The following is a 16667-nucleotide window of genomic DNA, read 5'->3' as shown; positions in this document are numbered from 1 at the left end:
CATGCGGAAAGCGCATGGGGCGCTTTTCTTTGTTTTATATAAGCATAAAACCAGGAAAACAGGATTACGCCCCATGCATTCTTAGCATAACATAAAACTATTTCTTTCCGTGATTCTCTTTCATAAATGAAACAATGAAACGAGAAAAAATATTATTACCTAACTCCTGCCTCTCAGAGTCGTTAGCTGTAGCCAACCCCTGATTCTGATTCTATCCATAGAAAATTCTGCAATACGCTTTAAACTTATTAAGTAGTCATAACGCAATTACTTAATATCGTTCTTAGCAAAAAACTTGACGTCTCTCTCTAACAACATAAGTCCACTATGTATAAGCTTACACTAATCACTCCTTTTAATATTTTATTTAAAACATCAGCCATGATTCGTAAACAAGGGTGCTCACCAGTCTATGCTGTGCTCTTAATAGTCTTGCTGCTAGCAAATTTTGCGGGGACAGCAGAGGGCCGGCAGGTCAAGTCTCTTTTAGAAATGCGTCGCGAAAACGTTATCTTACAACAATGGGATCTCAGTTGTGGAGCGGCGGCTTTAGCCACATTATTGAATTATCAACATGGGGACTCTGTGGCCGAGAAAGAGGTGGCCAAAGCTCTTATGACCCGGAAGGAATATCTCAAAAATCCAGCAATTGTACAAATCCGGGAGGGTTTTTCCCTCTTGGACCTTAAACGTTTCGTGGACTCCCGAGGGTATAAGGGAATCGGCTATGGCAAGCTAGCATTAGAGGATCTTATCGAGCGGGCGCCGATATTGGTTCCCATTAACACCCATGGTTACAACCACTTTGTTATCTTCCGAGGTGTGCAGGGTAACCGGGTGCTGTTGGCGGACCCGGCATGGGGCAACCGTACTATGCTTATAAGAAAGTTCAAACAATTTTGGATTGAATATCCGCAATTTGGTAAAGTTGGCTTCATCGTCACACGACGGGATGGGATAGAACCACCTAATCGCCTAACGCCTAAAACGAGTGATTTTGTCATGTTGCGATAGCGGACGCAATCACCATAACCATAATAATTTAGGGGGAATAATGAAGCTGGCAGTATTCTTAAACCTGCGAAATAGAAGCGGGTTATTGACTGCATTTCTGGTAATAGGCCTCTTTATTGTTAGTAATCAGCTAGGATACGCCCAAGAAACGCCGGAAATTACCCAGCAATTGCTGGAAAAGCTTGAGAAGCGGGACCGGAAAATTGCAGAGCGCGATGCTCTGATTGAAGATCTCCAGAAACGGGTAGAGCAACTTGAGCGTCTTGTCGGCACGACACCGCCACCCTCTCCATCGCCTCAGGTAAAGCAGCCTCCAAGGCATCCCCTCCCTAAGCCCGCCGTTCCGGCAGCCCAATCAAAGAAACCCATCCAACAGGCCCAAGCCCAGGAAAAGCTCCCAGAAAAAAAGGCGAAATCATCCGCCCCTGGCACATTCGAGGTGGACGAAGATGCAGCCGAACGAGCGTTAGAAAGGACCTTAACCCAGGTAGGTGCTTTACTCTTGCCATTTGGCCTCATGGAAGTCCAGCCTTTTGTGGTCTATAGTCGACGGGAGCAATTTTCACCTACGCTTGTCCTCGGAGAGAGCGGTCAAGTATTAACAAGAAACGCGGAGCTTCGCCGCAACGAATTTGATGCGGGTTTCTTTACCCGCTTTGGTTTGCCTTTCGATTCCCAACTAGAACTCAGTCTTCCTGCCCGGGTTGTGGACCAAACTTTGGTACAACCGGCAGGGCAGGTTTCATTTAGGGAAACGAACGATCTAGGCTCATCACTTGGGGACATTACCGTCGGCGTCGCTAAGACGGTGTTCCGTGAACGGGGTTGGTTACCAGACCTGATAGCCCGAGTCACTTGGGATACGGACACAAGCCAACGGTTTAGCAACGGTGTCGCGCTGGGCGGCGGCTTCCATGAGATCCGGGGATCCCTTACGGCCCTTAAACGCCAAGATCCGCTGGCCTTTACTGGCAACTTCTTCTATGAATCCTCTTTCGAAAAGGACAACATCGACCCAGGCGACAAGTTTGGTTTCTCAATCGGCGCGCTATTGGCTGCCAGTCCGGCCACGTCTCTACGCCTCGAGCTACAACAGGTCTTCTCTCAGGAGTTAGAGGTCAACGGCGGCGATATTCCCGGTAGCAATCAAGTGAGTAGCTCCTTCATTTTTGGAGCCTCATCCGTCCTGGGTCGCGGGATTTTGTTGTCTATATCGGGCGGGATCGGCTTAACAGAGGACGCCCCGGATTATTTTATAAACTTTGCCCTTCCCATTAGGTTTGGCATACCGTTTAGATAACGCCTTTTCAAACTCTTCCTTGCGGCGCATTTCCAATTTCTCTTTCTGGAACGACGGTCAAAAGAAGATGTGGAAGCACGTCACCCACGAAAGCCTGTCTATCAAAAGCCATGTGTTTGTGCCGCCCTATGGCATGGTATTGCTGCAAGAGAAATCTTAGATAAGCCTACTAAGTCCTGCCTTGCCGGGTAATGGATTCCGACTAAACAACCACTTGAGGCCTTAATAAATTGCATCCTTTGGTTAAATTGGTATGAGACTGCTCAACCCACGGGAGGCGGATGCCCTGGCCCTTCGGTTTCCAGGGGTACCTTGTCGTAGACCTCGGCCAACACTAGCCGACAGTCGATGGCCGGAAACTCAATCACCGCCTCCAGCCCACTAGCGTCGGAAAACAACCACTGACCGTCAGGATGGCGGCGGTAGTGCTCTAAGTGGGGTCTCTCCTGGGCGACCAACAGGTATTCTACTAGGGTATCGAGACTGCGGTAGTGCTCAAACTTCTCGCCCCGGTCATAACTTTCAGTGGTCTTGGAGAGCACTTCAATGATGACCCGTGGATTCAACAAGGTGTCCCTATCGTTCTCGTCGAAACGTTCGTCGCCGCAGGTAACCACGATGTCCGGATAAGTATAGAGGCCCGTGGGGCTGACCTTGACCCGCTGATCGTTGGCGTAGACCCGGCAGGGGCGTCCTTTGAGCTGCTGCCTTAGCTCACCGATCATGTTGGCGACGATCAGGTTGTGCGCCGGGCTTGCGCCGACCATGGCGAAAATCTCGCCGGCAAAGTATTCGCTCTTGGTGTCGGTCTGACACTCCAGGGCGAGGTATTCTTCGGGCGTGTAATAGTGTTTGACTTGCCAAGACATGGACGACTCCAGGTTCAGTCTCGATAACCAGAAAGTAGCACTAAGTCTTTATGGAGTCACTCCAGACTTTATACAAGACAATATGAACAACCTGCCGCTTAAATCTATCCCGAGATACGCTGTAATTCCCCATCCACATAGAAGGCCTCCACCTTTTCCTGATAGAACGCCAGGTAGTTCTTTACCTGGCTTGCCTCCGGCAGGGGGTCCGGGTAACTCCAAACCAGATCCTTAAAATATTGATCTCCAATCCGCACCGACCAGTAGCTTGCCTTTCCCTTATAGGGGCAAGCGGTATGGGTTTCAGAAGGCTCTAGCCAGTCCATCTGAACATCTTCCTGGGGGATATAATAACGGGTGGGTAGGCCAGTCTCGAATAGAAAGCGGGCTCGACGGGTTTCAGCCACGACTTTACCCCCTAACACAACCCGCACCGGGCGAAAACTCTCCCGTACGTCTATCCGGACATAGGGATCGCAAGGATGGACAAAGACCGGTTCATCCTCTTCGTACCAAGCATCCATTTTATCCCAGTAGAAAGCAATATGATTCTTGATAGGGACCACTTGTTCAAGGGGTTCTGGATAGCTCCAAGCTCCATTCTCAGCGCTTCGCTCTCTCACGGTGACGCTCCAGTAGGCGGCTTCGCCTTTGAAGGGACAGCGGCTGCTATGGTCCGTCCGCTGTAGCCACTCCATGCGCACATCCTGAGGAGGAAAATAATACACCGGCGGCAAATAAGTCTCGCGCAAAAGCAATACCTGAGTGCTGTCTACAATCGTCTCCTGATTAAAGAGCACACGGACCCGTTTCGGAATCGGCACCACTTCAACCCGGTGGGCTGGCCCTTGCTGAGGATGGGGGTTTTCTTTTGACTGCCGTGCTGACATCCTGGCTCTCCTATGGTGAAAGTTATTTATTAATTTTTAGGCGCCTTTCCCGCAGAAAGCCAGCCAAAAACTTGGCCGTATGGGAGCCTTTTTTAATTCGGGCAACGGCCTCGGGCGTTCCTTGGGCGACAATCCGCCCCCCGCCGTCGCCCCCCTCCGGACCCAGGTCAACAAGCCAGTCCGCCTCGGCGATAATATCCAGATTATGCTCAATGACCATGACGGTATTGCCCACTTCCACCAGTTGATGGAGGACCCGGATAAGCTTTTCCACATCCGCCATATGAAGGCCAATCGTCGGCTCATCCAAGAGATACAGGGTATGATGATTGCCGGCGCGGCCGGGCGTGGAGCGGGCCTTGGCCAGCTCCGTTACTAATTTAATCCGCTGGGCCTCGCCTCCACTTAAGGTAGGGCTGGGTTGACCGAGGCTAAGATACCCCAATCCTACCGCTTGCAGCAGTTGCAAAGGCCGATGAATCCAGACATGGGCGGAAAAAAACGCGGTCGCCTCATCTACGCTCATGGCCAGGATCTCGCCGATATGCTTATCCTTGTAGCGGATCATCAAGGTCTCGGGGGTAAAGCGGGCTCCATGGCAAATCTCACAGGGAACGGTCACATCGGGCAGAAAACTCATTTCGATCTTTTTAACTCCCTGGCCCTCACACTCCGGACAGCGGCCTTCTTTGGTATTAAAGGAGAAGCGGCCCGGCCCATAACCCCGGATTCGGGCTTCCGGCGTCTCGGCAAACAAACGCCGGATAGAGTCCCAAAAGCCCACATAGGTGGCCGGACAAGAACGGGGGGTTTTGCCAATGGGAGTTTGATCCACTTCAAGCACCCGCTGGATGGCCTCCCAACCCCGGATCCCTTCACATCCCTGAAAAGCGGCATTCTTGCCCTGAGTCTTCCCCTTGACGCCCAACCACCGTTGCAGATTCCCATGGATCACCTGCCGCACCAGGGTACTTTTACCGCTGCCGCTGACCCCGGTCACTCCTACTAGCCGACCCAAGGGAAGGCAGAGATCCAGATGTTTCAAGTTATGGAGGGACGCCCCCTGAATCTCCAGCTGACATTCAGCGGCCTCGGAGCGCCGCTTTTCCATGAGAGGATGGGGCAAGGGATGGGCCAAGCAACGTCCGGTGACCGATTCCGGATGATGGAGCAACGCCTCCACCGTGCCCGCGGCCACCACCCTGCCCCCATTCACCCCGGCTCCCGGTCCCAGGTCGATGACATGCTCGGCTCGCCGGATAGTGTCCTCGTCATGCTCCACCACCACAATGGTGTTGCCCTTGCCTTCCAATTTGCCCAAGGTATTGAGGAGCATTTTATTGTCCCGGGGATGGAGGCCGATGGTGGGCTCATCCAGGATATAACACACCCCCCGCAGGTTGGAACCGAGCTGGGAAGCCAGGCGGATGCGCTGAGCCTCCCCCCCGCTGAGGGTCGGGGCGGCCCGATCCAAGGTTAAATAAGACAATCCCACCTCTTTGAGAAATTTCAGGCGGGACCGCAACTCGGGCAGGAGATCCCGGGCAATTGCCGCCTCCCGCCCTTGCAGTTTCATGGACTGAAAGGTGGCCTCCGCCGCCGCTACCGACATGCCGGTAAATTCGGCAATATTCCGCTCCTGGAAATACACCGCCAGGGCGTCGGGCCATAACCGCCGCCCCTGGCAGGCGGGGCAAATCCGAGCAGAATTTTCTTCCCCCACGGCCCATTCCTTTTCCTCCCCGGTTTGCGACCCATCAAAACCAGGCAGCACCTGCCCGGTGCCATAGCAGCGGGGGCACCAACCCTGTGGGGAATTAAAGGAGAACAAACGAGGATCCAGCTCCCCGAAGCTGCGACTGCAACTGGGGCAAGAACGCTTGGTAGAGTAGAGGGTCTTCTCCCCCTTTTTGGGAAGGAGAATTTCCACCCTCCCCTGGCCCAGACTCAAAGCCCGCTCCAATAACGTCCCCAGCGCCTTTTCCTCCCCAGGGGTGACCTTGATTTCCCCTACCGGCAATTCAATGGAGTGTTCCTTGAACCGATCCAGGCGGGGCCAAGGGTCCGTCGGGATCATTGTTCCATCCACCCGCAAATGGGTAAACCCCTTGGTGGCGGCCCACTTGGCCAGATCCGTATAATAGCCTTTACGAGCTACCACCAGGGGGGCCAATACACTCAGGCGGCGGCCCCGGTAGTCCCGCAGAATCCGGGCCTGGATGGCCTCCAGGGTTTGGGCTTCAATGGGAATGCCGCAGTCGGGGCAATGCTGTTGGCCCAGCTTAACGAATAGCAAACGCAGGAAATGATAAATCTCGGTGAGGGTGGCCACCGTGCTCTTGAGTCCCCCCCGGCTGGTGCGCTGCTCGATGGCCACTGTGGGGGGGATGCCGAAGATGGCGTCCAGATCAGGGCGGGCGGCCGGTTGGACAAACTGCCGGGCATAGGCATTGAGGGACTCCAAATAGCGCCGCTGCCCCTCGGCAAAAAGGATATCGAAGGCCACCGTGCTTTTCCCGGAACCGGAGATACCGGTAATGACGGTGAACCGCTCCCGGGGGATTTGAAGTTCAATGCCCTTTAAATTGTGCTCCCGGGCATTATGGATATAGATAGCCGAGTTTCCTTCTGCCCTTGCCTGCTCCGGGAACATGGCCCCATAGCTCGAAGGAGCCTCGCCAATGGCCGGCGTTGCCAGGGTGAGTAAGTTCAGGGCCTGGGCATGATCCCGCAAGGCTTGGCCGGTATGGCTGCCTTGGGATTGGGCTACCTCCTGGGGGGAACCGATAGCAATCACTTTGCCCCCGGCCTCACCGCCTTCCGGACCCAAATCGATGATCCAATCCGCCGCCTGGATCACCTCCAGATTGTGCTCTATCACCACCAGGGAATGACCTTCCGCCAACAAACGCTGGAAGGCTTGGAGCAAGGTGGCAATATCGTCAAAATGCAAGCCCGTGGTCGGTTCATCAAATAAAAACAGGGTACGATGGGCTTCCTTACGTCCCCGCCCTTTGGCCAAATGGCCGGCCAGCTTCAGCCGTTGGGCCTCGCCCCCGCTCAAGGTGGGCACCGGCTGGCCCAATTTCATGTAACCGAGCCCCACCGCCTGGAGGGGTTCGATTCCCCGCTTCACCTCCGGATAGTCCGCGAAAAACTCCAGAGCCTCGGCCACCGTCATCTCCAGCACCTCAGCAATAGACTTCCCCGGACTATGAGTTGAAGGTTGGAGTTTGACTTCCAAGATTTCCGGCCGATAGCGCTGGCCGTTGCAATCGGGACAACGAAGATAAACGTCGCTGAGAAACTGCATTTCCACCTGCTCAAAGCCACTGCCGCCGCAAGTGGGACAGCGCCCATTGCCGCTGTTAAAACTAAAGGTGCCGGCGCCATAGCCCCGCTCCTGGGCCAAGGGCTCGGCGGCAAAGGCTTTGCGCAGACCCGCCAAGGCCCCCACGTAGCTGACCGGATTGGAGCGGGTGGTTTTGCCAATGGGAGACTGATCCACCAGCACCACCCCCTGGATCGGCTCATGGCCCTGGAGGGCCTGATGGCCGCCGGGAATGCCCACCGGCTGGCCCTTAAGTTTCCGCAATCCCTTATACAGGACCTCTTGCACCAGGGTGGATTTGCCCGAACCGCTGACCCCGGTCACGCACACCAAGCGGTTCAGGGGAAAACGGACCGTGATATTTTTGAGATTATTTTCCGTGGCCCCCCGAATCTCCATAGAGGCCGTGGCCGGGGGCTTTCCAGCGCGGCTAGGCTCGGCAACCACCTGCTTTTTGCCCACCAAATACTGGGCAGTGAGGGAGTTCTTGGCTTGCAACAATTCGTGAGGAGGGCCGAAAAACACCCGCTGGCCGCCCCGCTCCCCCGGCCCCGGTCCCAAGTCCAGCACCCGGTCGGCGGCCAGCATTACTTGGGGATCGTGCTCCACCACAATCAGGGAATTGCCCCCATCCCGCAGCCGTTGCAGCACCCGGATGATCCGCTGCAAATCCCGGGCGTGCAAACCGATGCTCGGCTCATCCAAAACAAACAAGGTATTGACCAGGGAGGTGCCCAGGGCGGTGGTCAAATTGATCCGCTGCACTTCCCCCCCGCTTAAGGTCCGGGATTGGCGGTCCAAAGTGAGATAGCCCAGCCCCACCTCCACCAGGTAATTGAGGCGGGAGCGAATCTCCCCTAACAGCAATTCGGCGGCCTGATCCAAGGGGGCGGGCAAGGTAAGCTGAGTAAAAAATTGCTGGCAGCGCTCCAGGGGAAGCTGCATCACATCATGGAGGGTCAAACCCGGCAAAGCCGCCAATTGCGGTTGGGAAAACCGGACCCCTGAGGGCTTAAAGCGGTGTTTTTCCGGCAGCACCCGATCGGCATCGGCTTTGGTTCCCAGCCGCCACAGCAAGGACTCGGGTTTGAGACGCGCTCCGTGGCAGGCGGGACAAAGATGGTAGGCCCGGTATTTGGATAGCAACACCCGAATGTGCATTTTGTAGCTTTTACCTTCCAGCCAATGGAAGAAACGCTGGACTCCATACCATTTATTTTCCTCCCACTCCCCCTCTCCTTCCAATACCCAGCGCTGCTGGTCGGAGGTCAGCTCCCGCCAAGGGCGTTGAGTAGGAATCCCCCGCCGGCGGGCAAATCTCATCAGATCCTGCTGACATTCTTCATAACTTGCGGTCTGCCAGGGTTTGATGGCCCCCTCGGCCAGGGTTTTACGGTCGTCGGGCACCACCAAGTCATAGTCAATCCCCATGGTCCGGCCAAAGCCCCGACAAGTCTCACAGGCCCCCAAGGGAGAGTTAAAGGAAAACAGGTTGGGAAAGGGGTCCCGGTAAGCCAGATCACACTGGGGACAGTGGAGAGCGGAGGAAAAGCGCCAAGGCGGCAGGGGTTGGCGGTCTTCATCCAAAGGATAGACGGCAAGGCGGCCCCGGCCATGCTTGAGGGCCGTTTCCAGGGCTTCCACAATCCGCTCCCGCCGGCTGGGCTCCAAGCGCAGCCGATCCTGAATGACCTCTAATACCTGATCATTCTGGTGGTGAAAGCGGGTATAGCCTTGCCTTAAGAGCTGCTCTTTCACCTCCTGGGGGGAAAAGTTGGGAGGGATGGCAATCTCAAAAGTCATCAAAGCCCGAAGACCCATCCCCTGATGGAGAAGCTGGTCATAAATGCTATCCGGCGTATCCCGCCGCACCGGTTGCCCGCAACCCTGGCAGTAGAGTTTTCCCGCCCGGGCGAAGAGAAGCTTGAGGTGATCATTCAACTCCGTCATGGTCCCTACGGTGGAGCGGGAAGTCCGAACCGGATTGGTCTGATCGATGGCAATAGCCGGTGGAATCCCCTCGATGCGATCCACCTGGGGCTTGTCCATCCGGTCAAGAAACTGGCGGGCGTAGGGAGAGAAAGTCTCCACATAGCGCCGTTGCCCTTCGGCGTAAATGGTGTCAAAGGCCAGGGAAGATTTACCGGAACCACTGACCCCGGTAATCACAATCAGCTCATTGAGGGGGAACTTGAGATTGAGCCCCTTCAGATTATTCTGCCGGGCTCCCTTGACCCAAATAAATCCTTTAGACATGAAGACATCCTGGAATCCAAACGGAATGTTCCGCTGATATTTTAACCTGGACTTTTCACCACCAAGCTGATTTCTTTGTGTTCTTCGTGCCTTTGTGGTGATCTTATGAATTATCCGGGTTAATAATTTCTGCTAGCTTTCCTGGCTAGGCTGGAGTTGGGAACGGCAACTGACCCAAGGGCTATCCGGAATGGCCAACCGCCAAGGGGCATCCCGATGCTCGGGACGGGCATAGGCGATCCCCACCCGCGGCCCCGCCAACCGCCCTTTCACCGGAGCACCCCAGCGGACCTCAAGCCCCCCTGGTTCATAAAGAGGATGGTGATTCCAGCCCAGATCCAGTCCCAAAGCCGCGCCCACTTTCCCTGGGCCGGTGAGCAAGCTCGGCCCTATTTTACCCCGGCGGCGGCGTTGGATGAGATCAAGGCCCGCCACCGGCTCGCAAGCGCGAATCAGCACCGCAGCGGCCTGCCCTTCTTCCCCCGTCACCAAGTTAAGAAGATGATGGATGCCATAGCAGACATAAAGATAAACCCGCCCCGGCGGTCCCCACAGGGCCTCATTCCGCAAGGTCCGTCCATGACGGCCATGATTGGCGGTATCCTCCGGCCAACGATAGGCTTCCACCTCTGTGATCCGCAGTACTACTTGATCGCGGCAGAGCAAGACCCCCAACAAATCCGCAGCCACCTCCAAGGCATCGCGGGCATAGAAGCTGGGGGGCAATAAATCCGTCATAAAATCCGTCATATCTAATACGCAAACACCAAAGCGCCTAAACATTACGGCCAAGGGGCCGAAGGAGAAAGGGATACTTTAACATTTGGAAGCGACGAAGGGAGGTAGAATGGAGGGAATGGATTACCCATTCAAGAGGCGTCAGGGACGGATTTATTTTCTGCTTACCAGTTCAGCGGACTGCGTACACCCCTGCCACCCCGCTCAAGAACATGAGTGTAGATCATCGTGGTATTCACATCCTTGTGCCCCAGTAGTTCTTGTATGGTTCGGATGTCGTAGCCATTTTCCAGCAGATGCGTTGCGAAGCTATGCCGAAACGTATGGCAGCTACCCGGTTTATTGATCCCTGCTTTGCGAATGGCATTCTTAACGGCCTGCTGCAGTGCGGTTTCTGAGAGATGATGGCGGCGCACCACCCCAGAACGAGGATCGATGGCCCGTTTACTTGCGGGAAACACATACTGCCAGCCAAATTCACGATTAGCGTTGGAATACTTTTTCTCCAGAGCGTAAGGCAAATAAACCGCGCCGCAACCTTCCTTTAGATCCTGTTGATGCAGCGTCTTCACAGTCTCCAACTGAACTTGCAGCGGTTCGGCCAGCTTTTTCGGAAGCACCGTCACTCGGTCCTTGCGGCCTTTACCATCCCGGACCGTGATCTGACGATAGTGAAAATCCACGTCCTTGACCCGCAACCGCACGCACTCCATCAAACGCAGGCCGGAACCATACAGAAGACTGGCCATCAACCATTTTCCCTTCGGTAACAACGCCAAAACTCTTCTCGCCTCGTTGGGCGTAAATACCACCGGAAGACGCAACGGCTTTTTTGCCCGTTCTACCTCATCCAACCACCCCACATCCCGCTTCAAAACCTCACGATATAAGAACAGAATGGCATTGAGCGCCTGATTCTGCGTGGAGGCCGCTACCTTTCCCCTGACGGCGAGATGAGACAAAAAAGCACTGATCTCCGCCTTGCCCATATCGCCAGAATGGCGCTTGCCATAAAAAAAATGAAGCGCTTGATCCAACCCAGATACGCTTGTTCCGTGCGGATACTGTAGTGCCTGACACGAATAGCCTCCCGCACTTGATCGAGGAGCTTAGGCGGGGATTTGGGCTTTGAGATACTCATGCGTATATCACCGATTGGCAACACCGAACAACTCAGCTATATATATGATATCGGCGATTTTTTGCTCCGTTGAAGAGACAGTATACGTCTTATAAGACGCAGGTCACAAAACGAAAGAAAAATAGAGCTGAGATGCGTATTTGTCAAAACTAATATACGCTGTCAGGATTAGTAATTATTTGATATAAGGATAGAAATAGGTATTGGCCAGTAGCCGGTTGCGTGTGATAAGACGCAGCTTAGTCAGTCTATTTCATGTTAAGCGCCGCTCGCGCTCCCTCGCGTCGCGGCGCTTAACGGGCCGGGAGCCGCGCCAGTAGGCTTGCTCGCGCCAAACGCTGTTGCCAATGGAAACCGAAGTGCTGAAATTGAAGGGAGAATCATTTGAAGGTCACCGTAGCGCGAGCGACGCCTAACTGTCGCTGGAGCGGACACCGCTCTGCGGCTGCGCCCCGTGCTCGCGATGCGCTCCTCCTGAGCGCCCGCTCCGCGCGGGGTGCCGCTCAGCTCCCGGCCCGTTATCCAAGAAACCTGATTGTGGAGGAGAAGTACCATGAAGCGTTTAATGTGGTTCATGGCAATAGTGCTATCGCATCTATGGTGGACACCTGCGGCCGGACTAACTATCGACCAGGCCTTTGTTCGAGCTGAGCCTGGAGATCCGTTGTCCCCGTTAGATGACATTACAGAGCTAGTTAGATCTACGCCAAACGGAGATCCATTATTCTTCGATTTGAGCGATTCTGAGACGTTCCCCAATATCTCGCACCTCTATGATCAAGGCGAGGCGATTGGGTTTGTGCGTCACACGCAGGGACGGTTTTTCGGACGGCTCGAGAAAGGCATAAGCGTTATCGCTGATGCCCCCGGCGAGGAAAAAAGAGCTGAACTCTTCGTCGCTGCACACTGGACACATCCGGGGGGGCTGCTTAAGCAGGTGATCAGCATAGACGGCAGATTGGAGATGACACTTGATTCGCAACGTCTGGGGCCACCAGCCGGCATGTGGGCGGAAGCTGGAGCTGACTGGTTTGGTAGATTGGATCCATTAGGCTTCGAAATTGAAGATGCGACTGCCTTAGTCAGAAGTGGAAGTTTCGATATTCAGGACTCTAAAGAGGAAAGCGGCTTCCGACCAGCAAATACGCGAGTTGACTTCCGTAATGTGCTTCGGGTCGGCGCGCTTCTGGGGCCCAATGCCGGCGCAGGTGATTTCGCAATAGCCAGCCTTTTCGACTCGTCTCTGGAGGAATCTCGAGCAATCCCTGAGCCTCCAACCATAGTGCTCTTTTTTTTAGGACTAGGTGTCGCGCTTTGCTTTAGCAAAAAGGCACCGAGTGCAGCGAAATTTAAACCTAACCAAACCGGTCAGATATGAATAGGAATGGCTAGGAAACGGGGCTTGAAAAGTTGAATTATGAACGGCCTAACGAAGTCCATGCACGCGGACCGCTCCCTTCGGTCGCAGCCGGTGATGGGTGGCGTTAGAAGTACTCCAGGTTTGGCGCAGATGTCACAATCGAACGGAATTGATGCGAGAGCGAGGATCTATCTCATTGGCCCCGTCTGAGTGGCATGTACTATCAAAGCAAAGGGGTCAAGTCTTGTCTATTGCTATTTGCTATTTGTAGAATATCAAGTTCGAAGATAAGCACGAAATAAGACTTAGCCCATTATTTCTAAATACTAAATAACTGTTTAATTTAATCACTAATAATTCCTCTCCGCATGGAGGGAGTGATGTCTTAATCACCTAACTCGTCGAACTTATTCCAATAAGGTAGGGGCATTCTTTCTTGACCTCTTTTAACTAGCGTTTATGATGATTTCTAAAGTAGATATGCAGACAAATTTGCCATTATTTTTAAATTGTTCGGCAATTGACACCATGACGCGCCACAATAGGAAGGCCTAGGCAAAGGGAGGTGGCTTAATTATGCCCGTAATTTCAATGTTCTACGGGATTATCATCCGGATGTACTTTCTGGATAATTAGCATCATGGTGTGCCACACATCCATGCGCGGTACGCAGAGTTCGAGGCCTCAGTCCGAATTGATGATGGTGAAATACTCGCAGGCGAGCTGCCCCGTAAGCAACTGCGTCTGGTGCAAGCATGGATTGAGCTACATCGAGATGAACTCATAGCTAACTGGGAATTAGCCGTGGCCGGAGAAACCCCCTATAAGATCGATCCACTGTGAGGCAATGATGTATTGGGACGTGAAAAGAGTGTGTCCATTGGATAACTACGAAATTTACGTTGAACTCGAAGATGGACGGAAAGGAATTTTTGACCTCAAGCCGTATCTGGATCATGGCTTATTCAGAGAACTGAAAAACAAGGCGTACTTTTCACAGGTCGATGTGGTGTTTGGTGCTGTCACATGGCCTCATGAGCAAGATATCGCACCCGAAACGCTTCTCGCTGGATTAAAGCCCGTGGAAAAAGAAATCAATGCAAAACAGGGTGCTTAGCGCTTAACTCGGACTGTCCAACTGCTATACTTCTTCGGCATCTGGTTAGTGCTAGCATTGCCCGGCTAACCCCTTTTCTATTATCTGGCGCAAACTCGCCGCTCAGCTACGTCATTAGGCATTATAGGAAGCGCTATGAGCCCTACTATTTTCCGCGAGAGAGGATACAGGTTCTTCTTTTTCTCAAGAGAAGAATCGCGATCTCATGTTCACGTGTACTGCGGAAGCGGAGAGGCAAAATTTTGGCTGGAGCCGGAAATCGAATTGGCGAAGAACTATCATTTATCAAGAACTCAATTGAAAGAGATCGAAGGCATCATTGAGGCACATTATCATGAGCTCAAGAGCGCTTGGCAAAGACATTTTGGAAGTTGAGGTGACTAACATTTCAAAGCATGGTATTTGGCTGCTGGCCCACGACCGAGAATTGTTCATGTCCTATGAGAATTTCCCGTGGTTCAAAAACGTGACTGTGGCAAAGATATTAAATGTCGAGGAACCTTCTCCGGATCATTTCTATTGGCCAGACTTGGATGTAGATCTGACTGCTGAGATCATAGAACATCCAGAAAGGTTTCCTTTGAAAGCGAGGTAGTGCATAACTCAAAAGGGTTGCCTTATGGCACAGAAAACGAGAATAAAGGACACCCATATTTTGTTGCCCTTCCTGTTTTGATCCGCTAGACTTCCACCATGACACAAGCGCGCTCTCTTCAAATCAGCCTTGTCGATACTCCGTACTACCACTGCGTCGCCCGTTGTGTGCGCCGTGCATTCCTGTGCGGCGTCGATGACTTCTCCGGTCGCAACTACGAACACCGCCGCCAATGGATTGTCGACAAACTCAAGCGCTTATCGTCCATATTCGCTATCGACATCTGCGCCTATGCCGTGATGAGCAATCACTACCATGTCGTATTGCGGGTCGATGAAGACACGGCGGGGCACTGGGAAGACGCCGACGTTATTGAACGCTGGACCACTTTGTTCAGCACACCGGTGTTGATCCAGCGCTACCTGAAAGGTGAAACCACCACCGCCGCCGAACAAAGGGGTCCCGAACAAAGGGGTCAAGTCTTGTCTATTGATATTTACTACCCGAACAAAGGGGTCAAGTCTTGTCTATTGATATTTACTATTTTTAGAATATCAACTTATGAGGGTGTATTTACTTGAGAATAAATTGTTCGACTAGCAGAACCTCCCGCCCCGCATAATCAGACGCTGTGCCTCTATGTATACAGGAGAACCCGCCTGTCAACTCCCCGATTAGCCGAAAGAAACGATGCCAATAAGCACACATATATGCTAAAATTGGTCCCATGAAGCCTTTCAACTGGAATCATATTAAAAATCAGCAACTTATAGAAGATCGTCAAATATCTTTTGAAGATATCTTATTCTTCATACAAAAGGGCCGGTTGTTGGATGATATTGAACACCCCAACAAGACTAAATACCTAAATCAACGGGTATTCGTTGTAGAGGTTGATGAATATGCCTATTTGGTCCCGTATATAGAAAGTGATAATGAAATCTTCTTAAAAACTGTCATTCCAAGCAGAAAGGCTACAAAGCAATACCTTGGAGGCAAGTCATGAGCAAAGTTAAACTTGATGAGGAAGAGAAAGAAATTCTGCGTGATTTCGAAGCAGGAGAGTTTAAGTCTGCTTTAACTCCGCAGCGAAAGAAGCAACTTGCGAAAGCTGCTGAAGAGACATTTAAAAAAGATAAACGCATAAACATTCGCATATCATCACGTGATTTAGAGGCTTTACAAAGGCGGGCGCTAGAGGAAGGCATCCCTTATCAAACACTTGTATCAAGCATTCTTCACAAGTATGTATCGGGCAGCTTATACGATGCCACGGCTAACAAGTCGCTCAACTCGGAACCGCGCTAAAGCGCGGGCCGGCTAGCTTCGATGTTATGCAGCTATGACGTACTTCTTTACGTACGTACGAAATGACGTACAATAGGTGTAGGTAGCCTAGTGGAGGTGTGTCATGACTGCAATTACGGCCAGCGAAGCCCGTGCTAACCTGTATCGCCTGATCGACGAGGTCGCATCCTCGCATCAGCCGTTGTTGATATCGGGGAAGCGGAACAAGGCGGTGCTGGTTTCCGAGGAAGACTGGGAGGCGATCCAAGAGACGCTGTTTCTGCTATCTGTCCCTGGTATGCGCGAATCGATCCGGCAAGGCATGGAGACGCCCGTTGACGAGTGCGCCAAGGACCTGGATTGGTGAGTTGGCGGGTGGTCTATACGAAGCAAGCACAAAAGGACGCGAAGAAGCTGGCTTCAAGCGGGTTAAAACCAAAGGCACAGGAGTTGTTAGCCATCCTTGCCGAGGACCCGTTTCAGAGGCCGCCCCCTTTCGAAAAGCTCGTCGGCGATCTTGCTGGGGCCTATTCGAGGCGAATCAATATACAGCATCGGTTGGTATACCAGGTGCTGGAAGAGGATCGCGTTGTCAAGGTGTTACGGCTATGGAGTCATTACGAATAATGCATAACAACAGCGTCAACTCGGACGGCTTCACCCTGCAAGAAAAGGGGTCAGTTCTAACATCAAAACCTTTACTCGATGTATAGCAAGACCTTCAAGACTGGAATTTGCGCGCCTGCTATTTGAAAGGGGTGCGGTGAAT

The 16667-nt window shown here is 52.9% G+C and carries 17 protein-coding genes and 1 pseudogene; 13 read left to right on the top strand and 5 right to left on the bottom strand.

Annotation, left to right across the window (positions count from 1 at the left end; genetic code table 11):
* The first annotated feature begins 381 nt into the window (after positions 1-381).
* Positions 382-1014, top strand: coding sequence for a C39 family peptidase (locus NHAL_RS00685; protein WP_238985406.1), 633 nt, complete (start codon positions 382-384; stop codon positions 1012-1014).
* A gap of 40 nt (positions 1015-1054) precedes the next feature.
* Positions 1055-2314, top strand: coding sequence for a transporter (locus tag NHAL_RS00680; RefSeq protein ID WP_013031247.1), 1260 nt, complete (start codon positions 1055-1057; stop codon positions 2312-2314).
* A 263-nt stretch (positions 2315-2577) separates the two neighbouring features.
* On the opposite strand, the gene NHAL_RS00675 is transcribed toward NHAL_RS00680, so the two are convergent.
* From NHAL_RS00675 to NHAL_RS00655, 5 genes and pseudogenes are all read right to left on the bottom strand, one after another.
* Positions 2578-3183 carry a Uma2 family endonuclease gene (locus NHAL_RS00675; RefSeq protein ID WP_013031246.1) on the bottom strand — a complete coding sequence of 202 codons (606 nt, stop codon included), beginning with the start codon at positions 3181-3183 and terminating at the stop codon, positions 2578-2580.
* 104 nt (positions 3184-3287) lie between these two features.
* Positions 3288-4073: a DUF427 domain-containing protein gene (locus tag NHAL_RS00670; RefSeq protein ID WP_013031245.1), complete on the bottom strand. Its 786-nt coding sequence runs from the start codon at positions 4071-4073 to the stop codon at positions 3288-3290.
* Positions 4074-4095: 22 nt separating this feature from the next.
* Complete coding sequence (uvrA, locus tag NHAL_RS00665; protein WP_013031244.1) at positions 4096-9660, bottom strand: excinuclease ABC subunit UvrA; 5565 nt, start codon at positions 9658-9660, stop codon at positions 4096-4098.
* A gap of 132 nt (positions 9661-9792) precedes the next feature.
* Complete coding sequence (locus tag NHAL_RS00660) at positions 9793-10398, bottom strand: DNA-3-methyladenine glycosylase (RefSeq protein ID WP_041355253.1); 606 nt, start codon at positions 10396-10398, stop codon at positions 9793-9795.
* A 164-nt stretch (positions 10399-10562) separates the two neighbouring features.
* Positions 10563-11539, bottom strand: a pseudogene (locus NHAL_RS00655) (integron integrase).
* A gap of 384 nt (positions 11540-11923) precedes the next feature.
* Here NHAL_RS00655 and NHAL_RS20860 point away from each other — a divergent pair.
* From NHAL_RS20860 to NHAL_RS00610, 11 genes are all read left to right on the top strand, one after another.
* A complete protein-coding gene (locus NHAL_RS20860; RefSeq protein WP_157862449.1) occupies positions 11924-12190 on the top strand; it encodes a hypothetical protein in 267 nt (88 codons plus the stop codon).
* Positions 12191-12272: 82 nt separating this feature from the next.
* Positions 12273-12917, top strand: a complete 645-nt coding sequence (locus NHAL_RS00650; RefSeq protein WP_157862448.1) for a PEP-CTERM sorting domain-containing protein — start codon at positions 12273-12275, stop codon at positions 12915-12917.
* A 627-nt stretch (positions 12918-13544) separates the two neighbouring features.
* Positions 13545-13742, top strand: coding sequence for a DUF4160 domain-containing protein (locus NHAL_RS00645; protein ID WP_086009265.1), 198 nt, complete (start codon positions 13545-13547; stop codon positions 13740-13742).
* 4 nt (positions 13743-13746) lie between these two features.
* Positions 13747-14016: a DUF2442 domain-containing protein gene (locus tag NHAL_RS00640; RefSeq protein ID WP_338040055.1), complete on the top strand. Its 270-nt coding sequence runs from the start codon at positions 13747-13749 to the stop codon at positions 14014-14016.
* A gap of 135 nt (positions 14017-14151) precedes the next feature.
* Complete coding sequence (locus tag NHAL_RS20025) at positions 14152-14391, top strand: DUF4160 domain-containing protein (protein ID WP_013031240.1); 240 nt, start codon at positions 14152-14154, stop codon at positions 14389-14391.
* Positions 14351-14611: a DUF2442 domain-containing protein gene (locus NHAL_RS00635; RefSeq protein WP_013031239.1), complete on the top strand. Its 261-nt coding sequence runs from the start codon at positions 14351-14353 to the stop codon at positions 14609-14611. The genes NHAL_RS20025 and NHAL_RS00635 overlap by 41 nt, the downstream gene beginning before the upstream one ends.
* Positions 14612-14709: 98 nt before the next feature.
* Positions 14710-15192: a hypothetical protein gene (locus tag NHAL_RS00630; protein ID WP_013031238.1), complete on the top strand. Its 483-nt coding sequence runs from the start codon at positions 14710-14712 to the stop codon at positions 15190-15192.
* Positions 15193-15338: 146 nt separating this feature from the next.
* Positions 15339-15617, top strand: coding sequence for a BrnT family toxin (locus tag NHAL_RS00625; RefSeq protein ID WP_013031237.1), 279 nt, complete (start codon positions 15339-15341; stop codon positions 15615-15617).
* A complete protein-coding gene (locus tag NHAL_RS00620) occupies positions 15614-15919 on the top strand; it encodes a CopG family antitoxin (RefSeq protein ID WP_013031236.1) in 306 nt (101 codons plus the stop codon). Before NHAL_RS00625 ends, NHAL_RS00620 begins: the two co-directional genes overlap by 4 nt.
* Positions 15920-16022: 103 nt before the next feature.
* On the top strand, positions 16023-16265 hold the full coding sequence (locus NHAL_RS00615; protein WP_013031235.1) for a type II toxin-antitoxin system Phd/YefM family antitoxin: 243 nt from the start codon (positions 16023-16025) through the stop codon (positions 16263-16265).
* Positions 16262-16525, top strand: coding sequence for a Txe/YoeB family addiction module toxin (locus NHAL_RS00610; RefSeq protein ID WP_013031234.1), 264 nt, complete (start codon positions 16262-16264; stop codon positions 16523-16525). The genes NHAL_RS00615 and NHAL_RS00610 overlap by 4 nt, the downstream gene beginning before the upstream one ends.
* Positions 16526-16667: the final 142 nt, after the last annotated feature.

Origin of the sequence: Nitrosococcus halophilus Nc 4, assembly GCF_000024725.1 — a bacterium.
Lineage (GTDB): Bacteria > Pseudomonadota > Gammaproteobacteria > Nitrosococcales > Nitrosococcaceae > Nitrosococcus > Nitrosococcus halophilus.
The sequence above is the reverse complement of the archived record's forward strand: the minus strand, read 5'-3'. Positions and strand labels throughout refer to the sequence as shown.

Excerpts from the sequence above, each read along its gene's own strand:
- NHAL_RS00625 (WP_013031237.1), top strand. The coding sequence starts at position 15,339 with ATGAAGCCTTTCAACTGGAATCATATTAAAAATCAGCAACTTATAGAA.
- NHAL_RS00630 (WP_013031238.1), top strand. The coding sequence starts at position 14,710 with ATGACACAAGCGCGCTCTCTTCAAATCAGCCTTGTCGATACTCCGTAC.
- NHAL_RS00640 (WP_338040055.1), top strand. The coding sequence starts at position 13,747 with ATGATGTATTGGGACGTGAAAAGAGTGTGTCCATTGGATAACTACGAA.
- NHAL_RS00635 (WP_013031239.1), top strand. The coding sequence starts at position 14,351 with ATGAGCTCAAGAGCGCTTGGCAAAGACATTTTGGAAGTTGAGGTGACT.
- NHAL_RS00660 (WP_041355253.1), bottom strand. The coding sequence starts at position 10,398 with ATGACGGATTTATTGCCCCCCAGCTTCTATGCCCGCGATGCCTTGGAG.
- NHAL_RS00620 (WP_013031236.1), top strand. The coding sequence starts at position 15,614 with ATGAGCAAAGTTAAACTTGATGAGGAAGAGAAAGAAATTCTGCGTGAT.
- uvrA (WP_013031244.1), bottom strand. The coding sequence starts at position 9,660 with ATGTCTAAAGGATTTATTTGGGTCAAGGGAGCCCGGCAGAATAATCTG.
- NHAL_RS00685 (WP_238985406.1), top strand. The coding sequence starts at position 382 with ATGATTCGTAAACAAGGGTGCTCACCAGTCTATGCTGTGCTCTTAATA.
- NHAL_RS00670 (WP_013031245.1), bottom strand. The coding sequence starts at position 4,073 with ATGTCAGCACGGCAGTCAAAAGAAAACCCCCATCCTCAGCAAGGGCCA.
- NHAL_RS00675 (WP_013031246.1), bottom strand. The coding sequence starts at position 3,183 with ATGTCTTGGCAAGTCAAACACTATTACACGCCCGAAGAATACCTCGCC.
- NHAL_RS00615 (WP_013031235.1), top strand. The coding sequence starts at position 16,023 with ATGACTGCAATTACGGCCAGCGAAGCCCGTGCTAACCTGTATCGCCTG.
- NHAL_RS00680 (WP_013031247.1), top strand. The coding sequence starts at position 1,055 with ATGAAGCTGGCAGTATTCTTAAACCTGCGAAATAGAAGCGGGTTATTG.
- NHAL_RS20025 (WP_013031240.1), top strand. The coding sequence starts at position 14,152 with ATGAGCCCTACTATTTTCCGCGAGAGAGGATACAGGTTCTTCTTTTTC.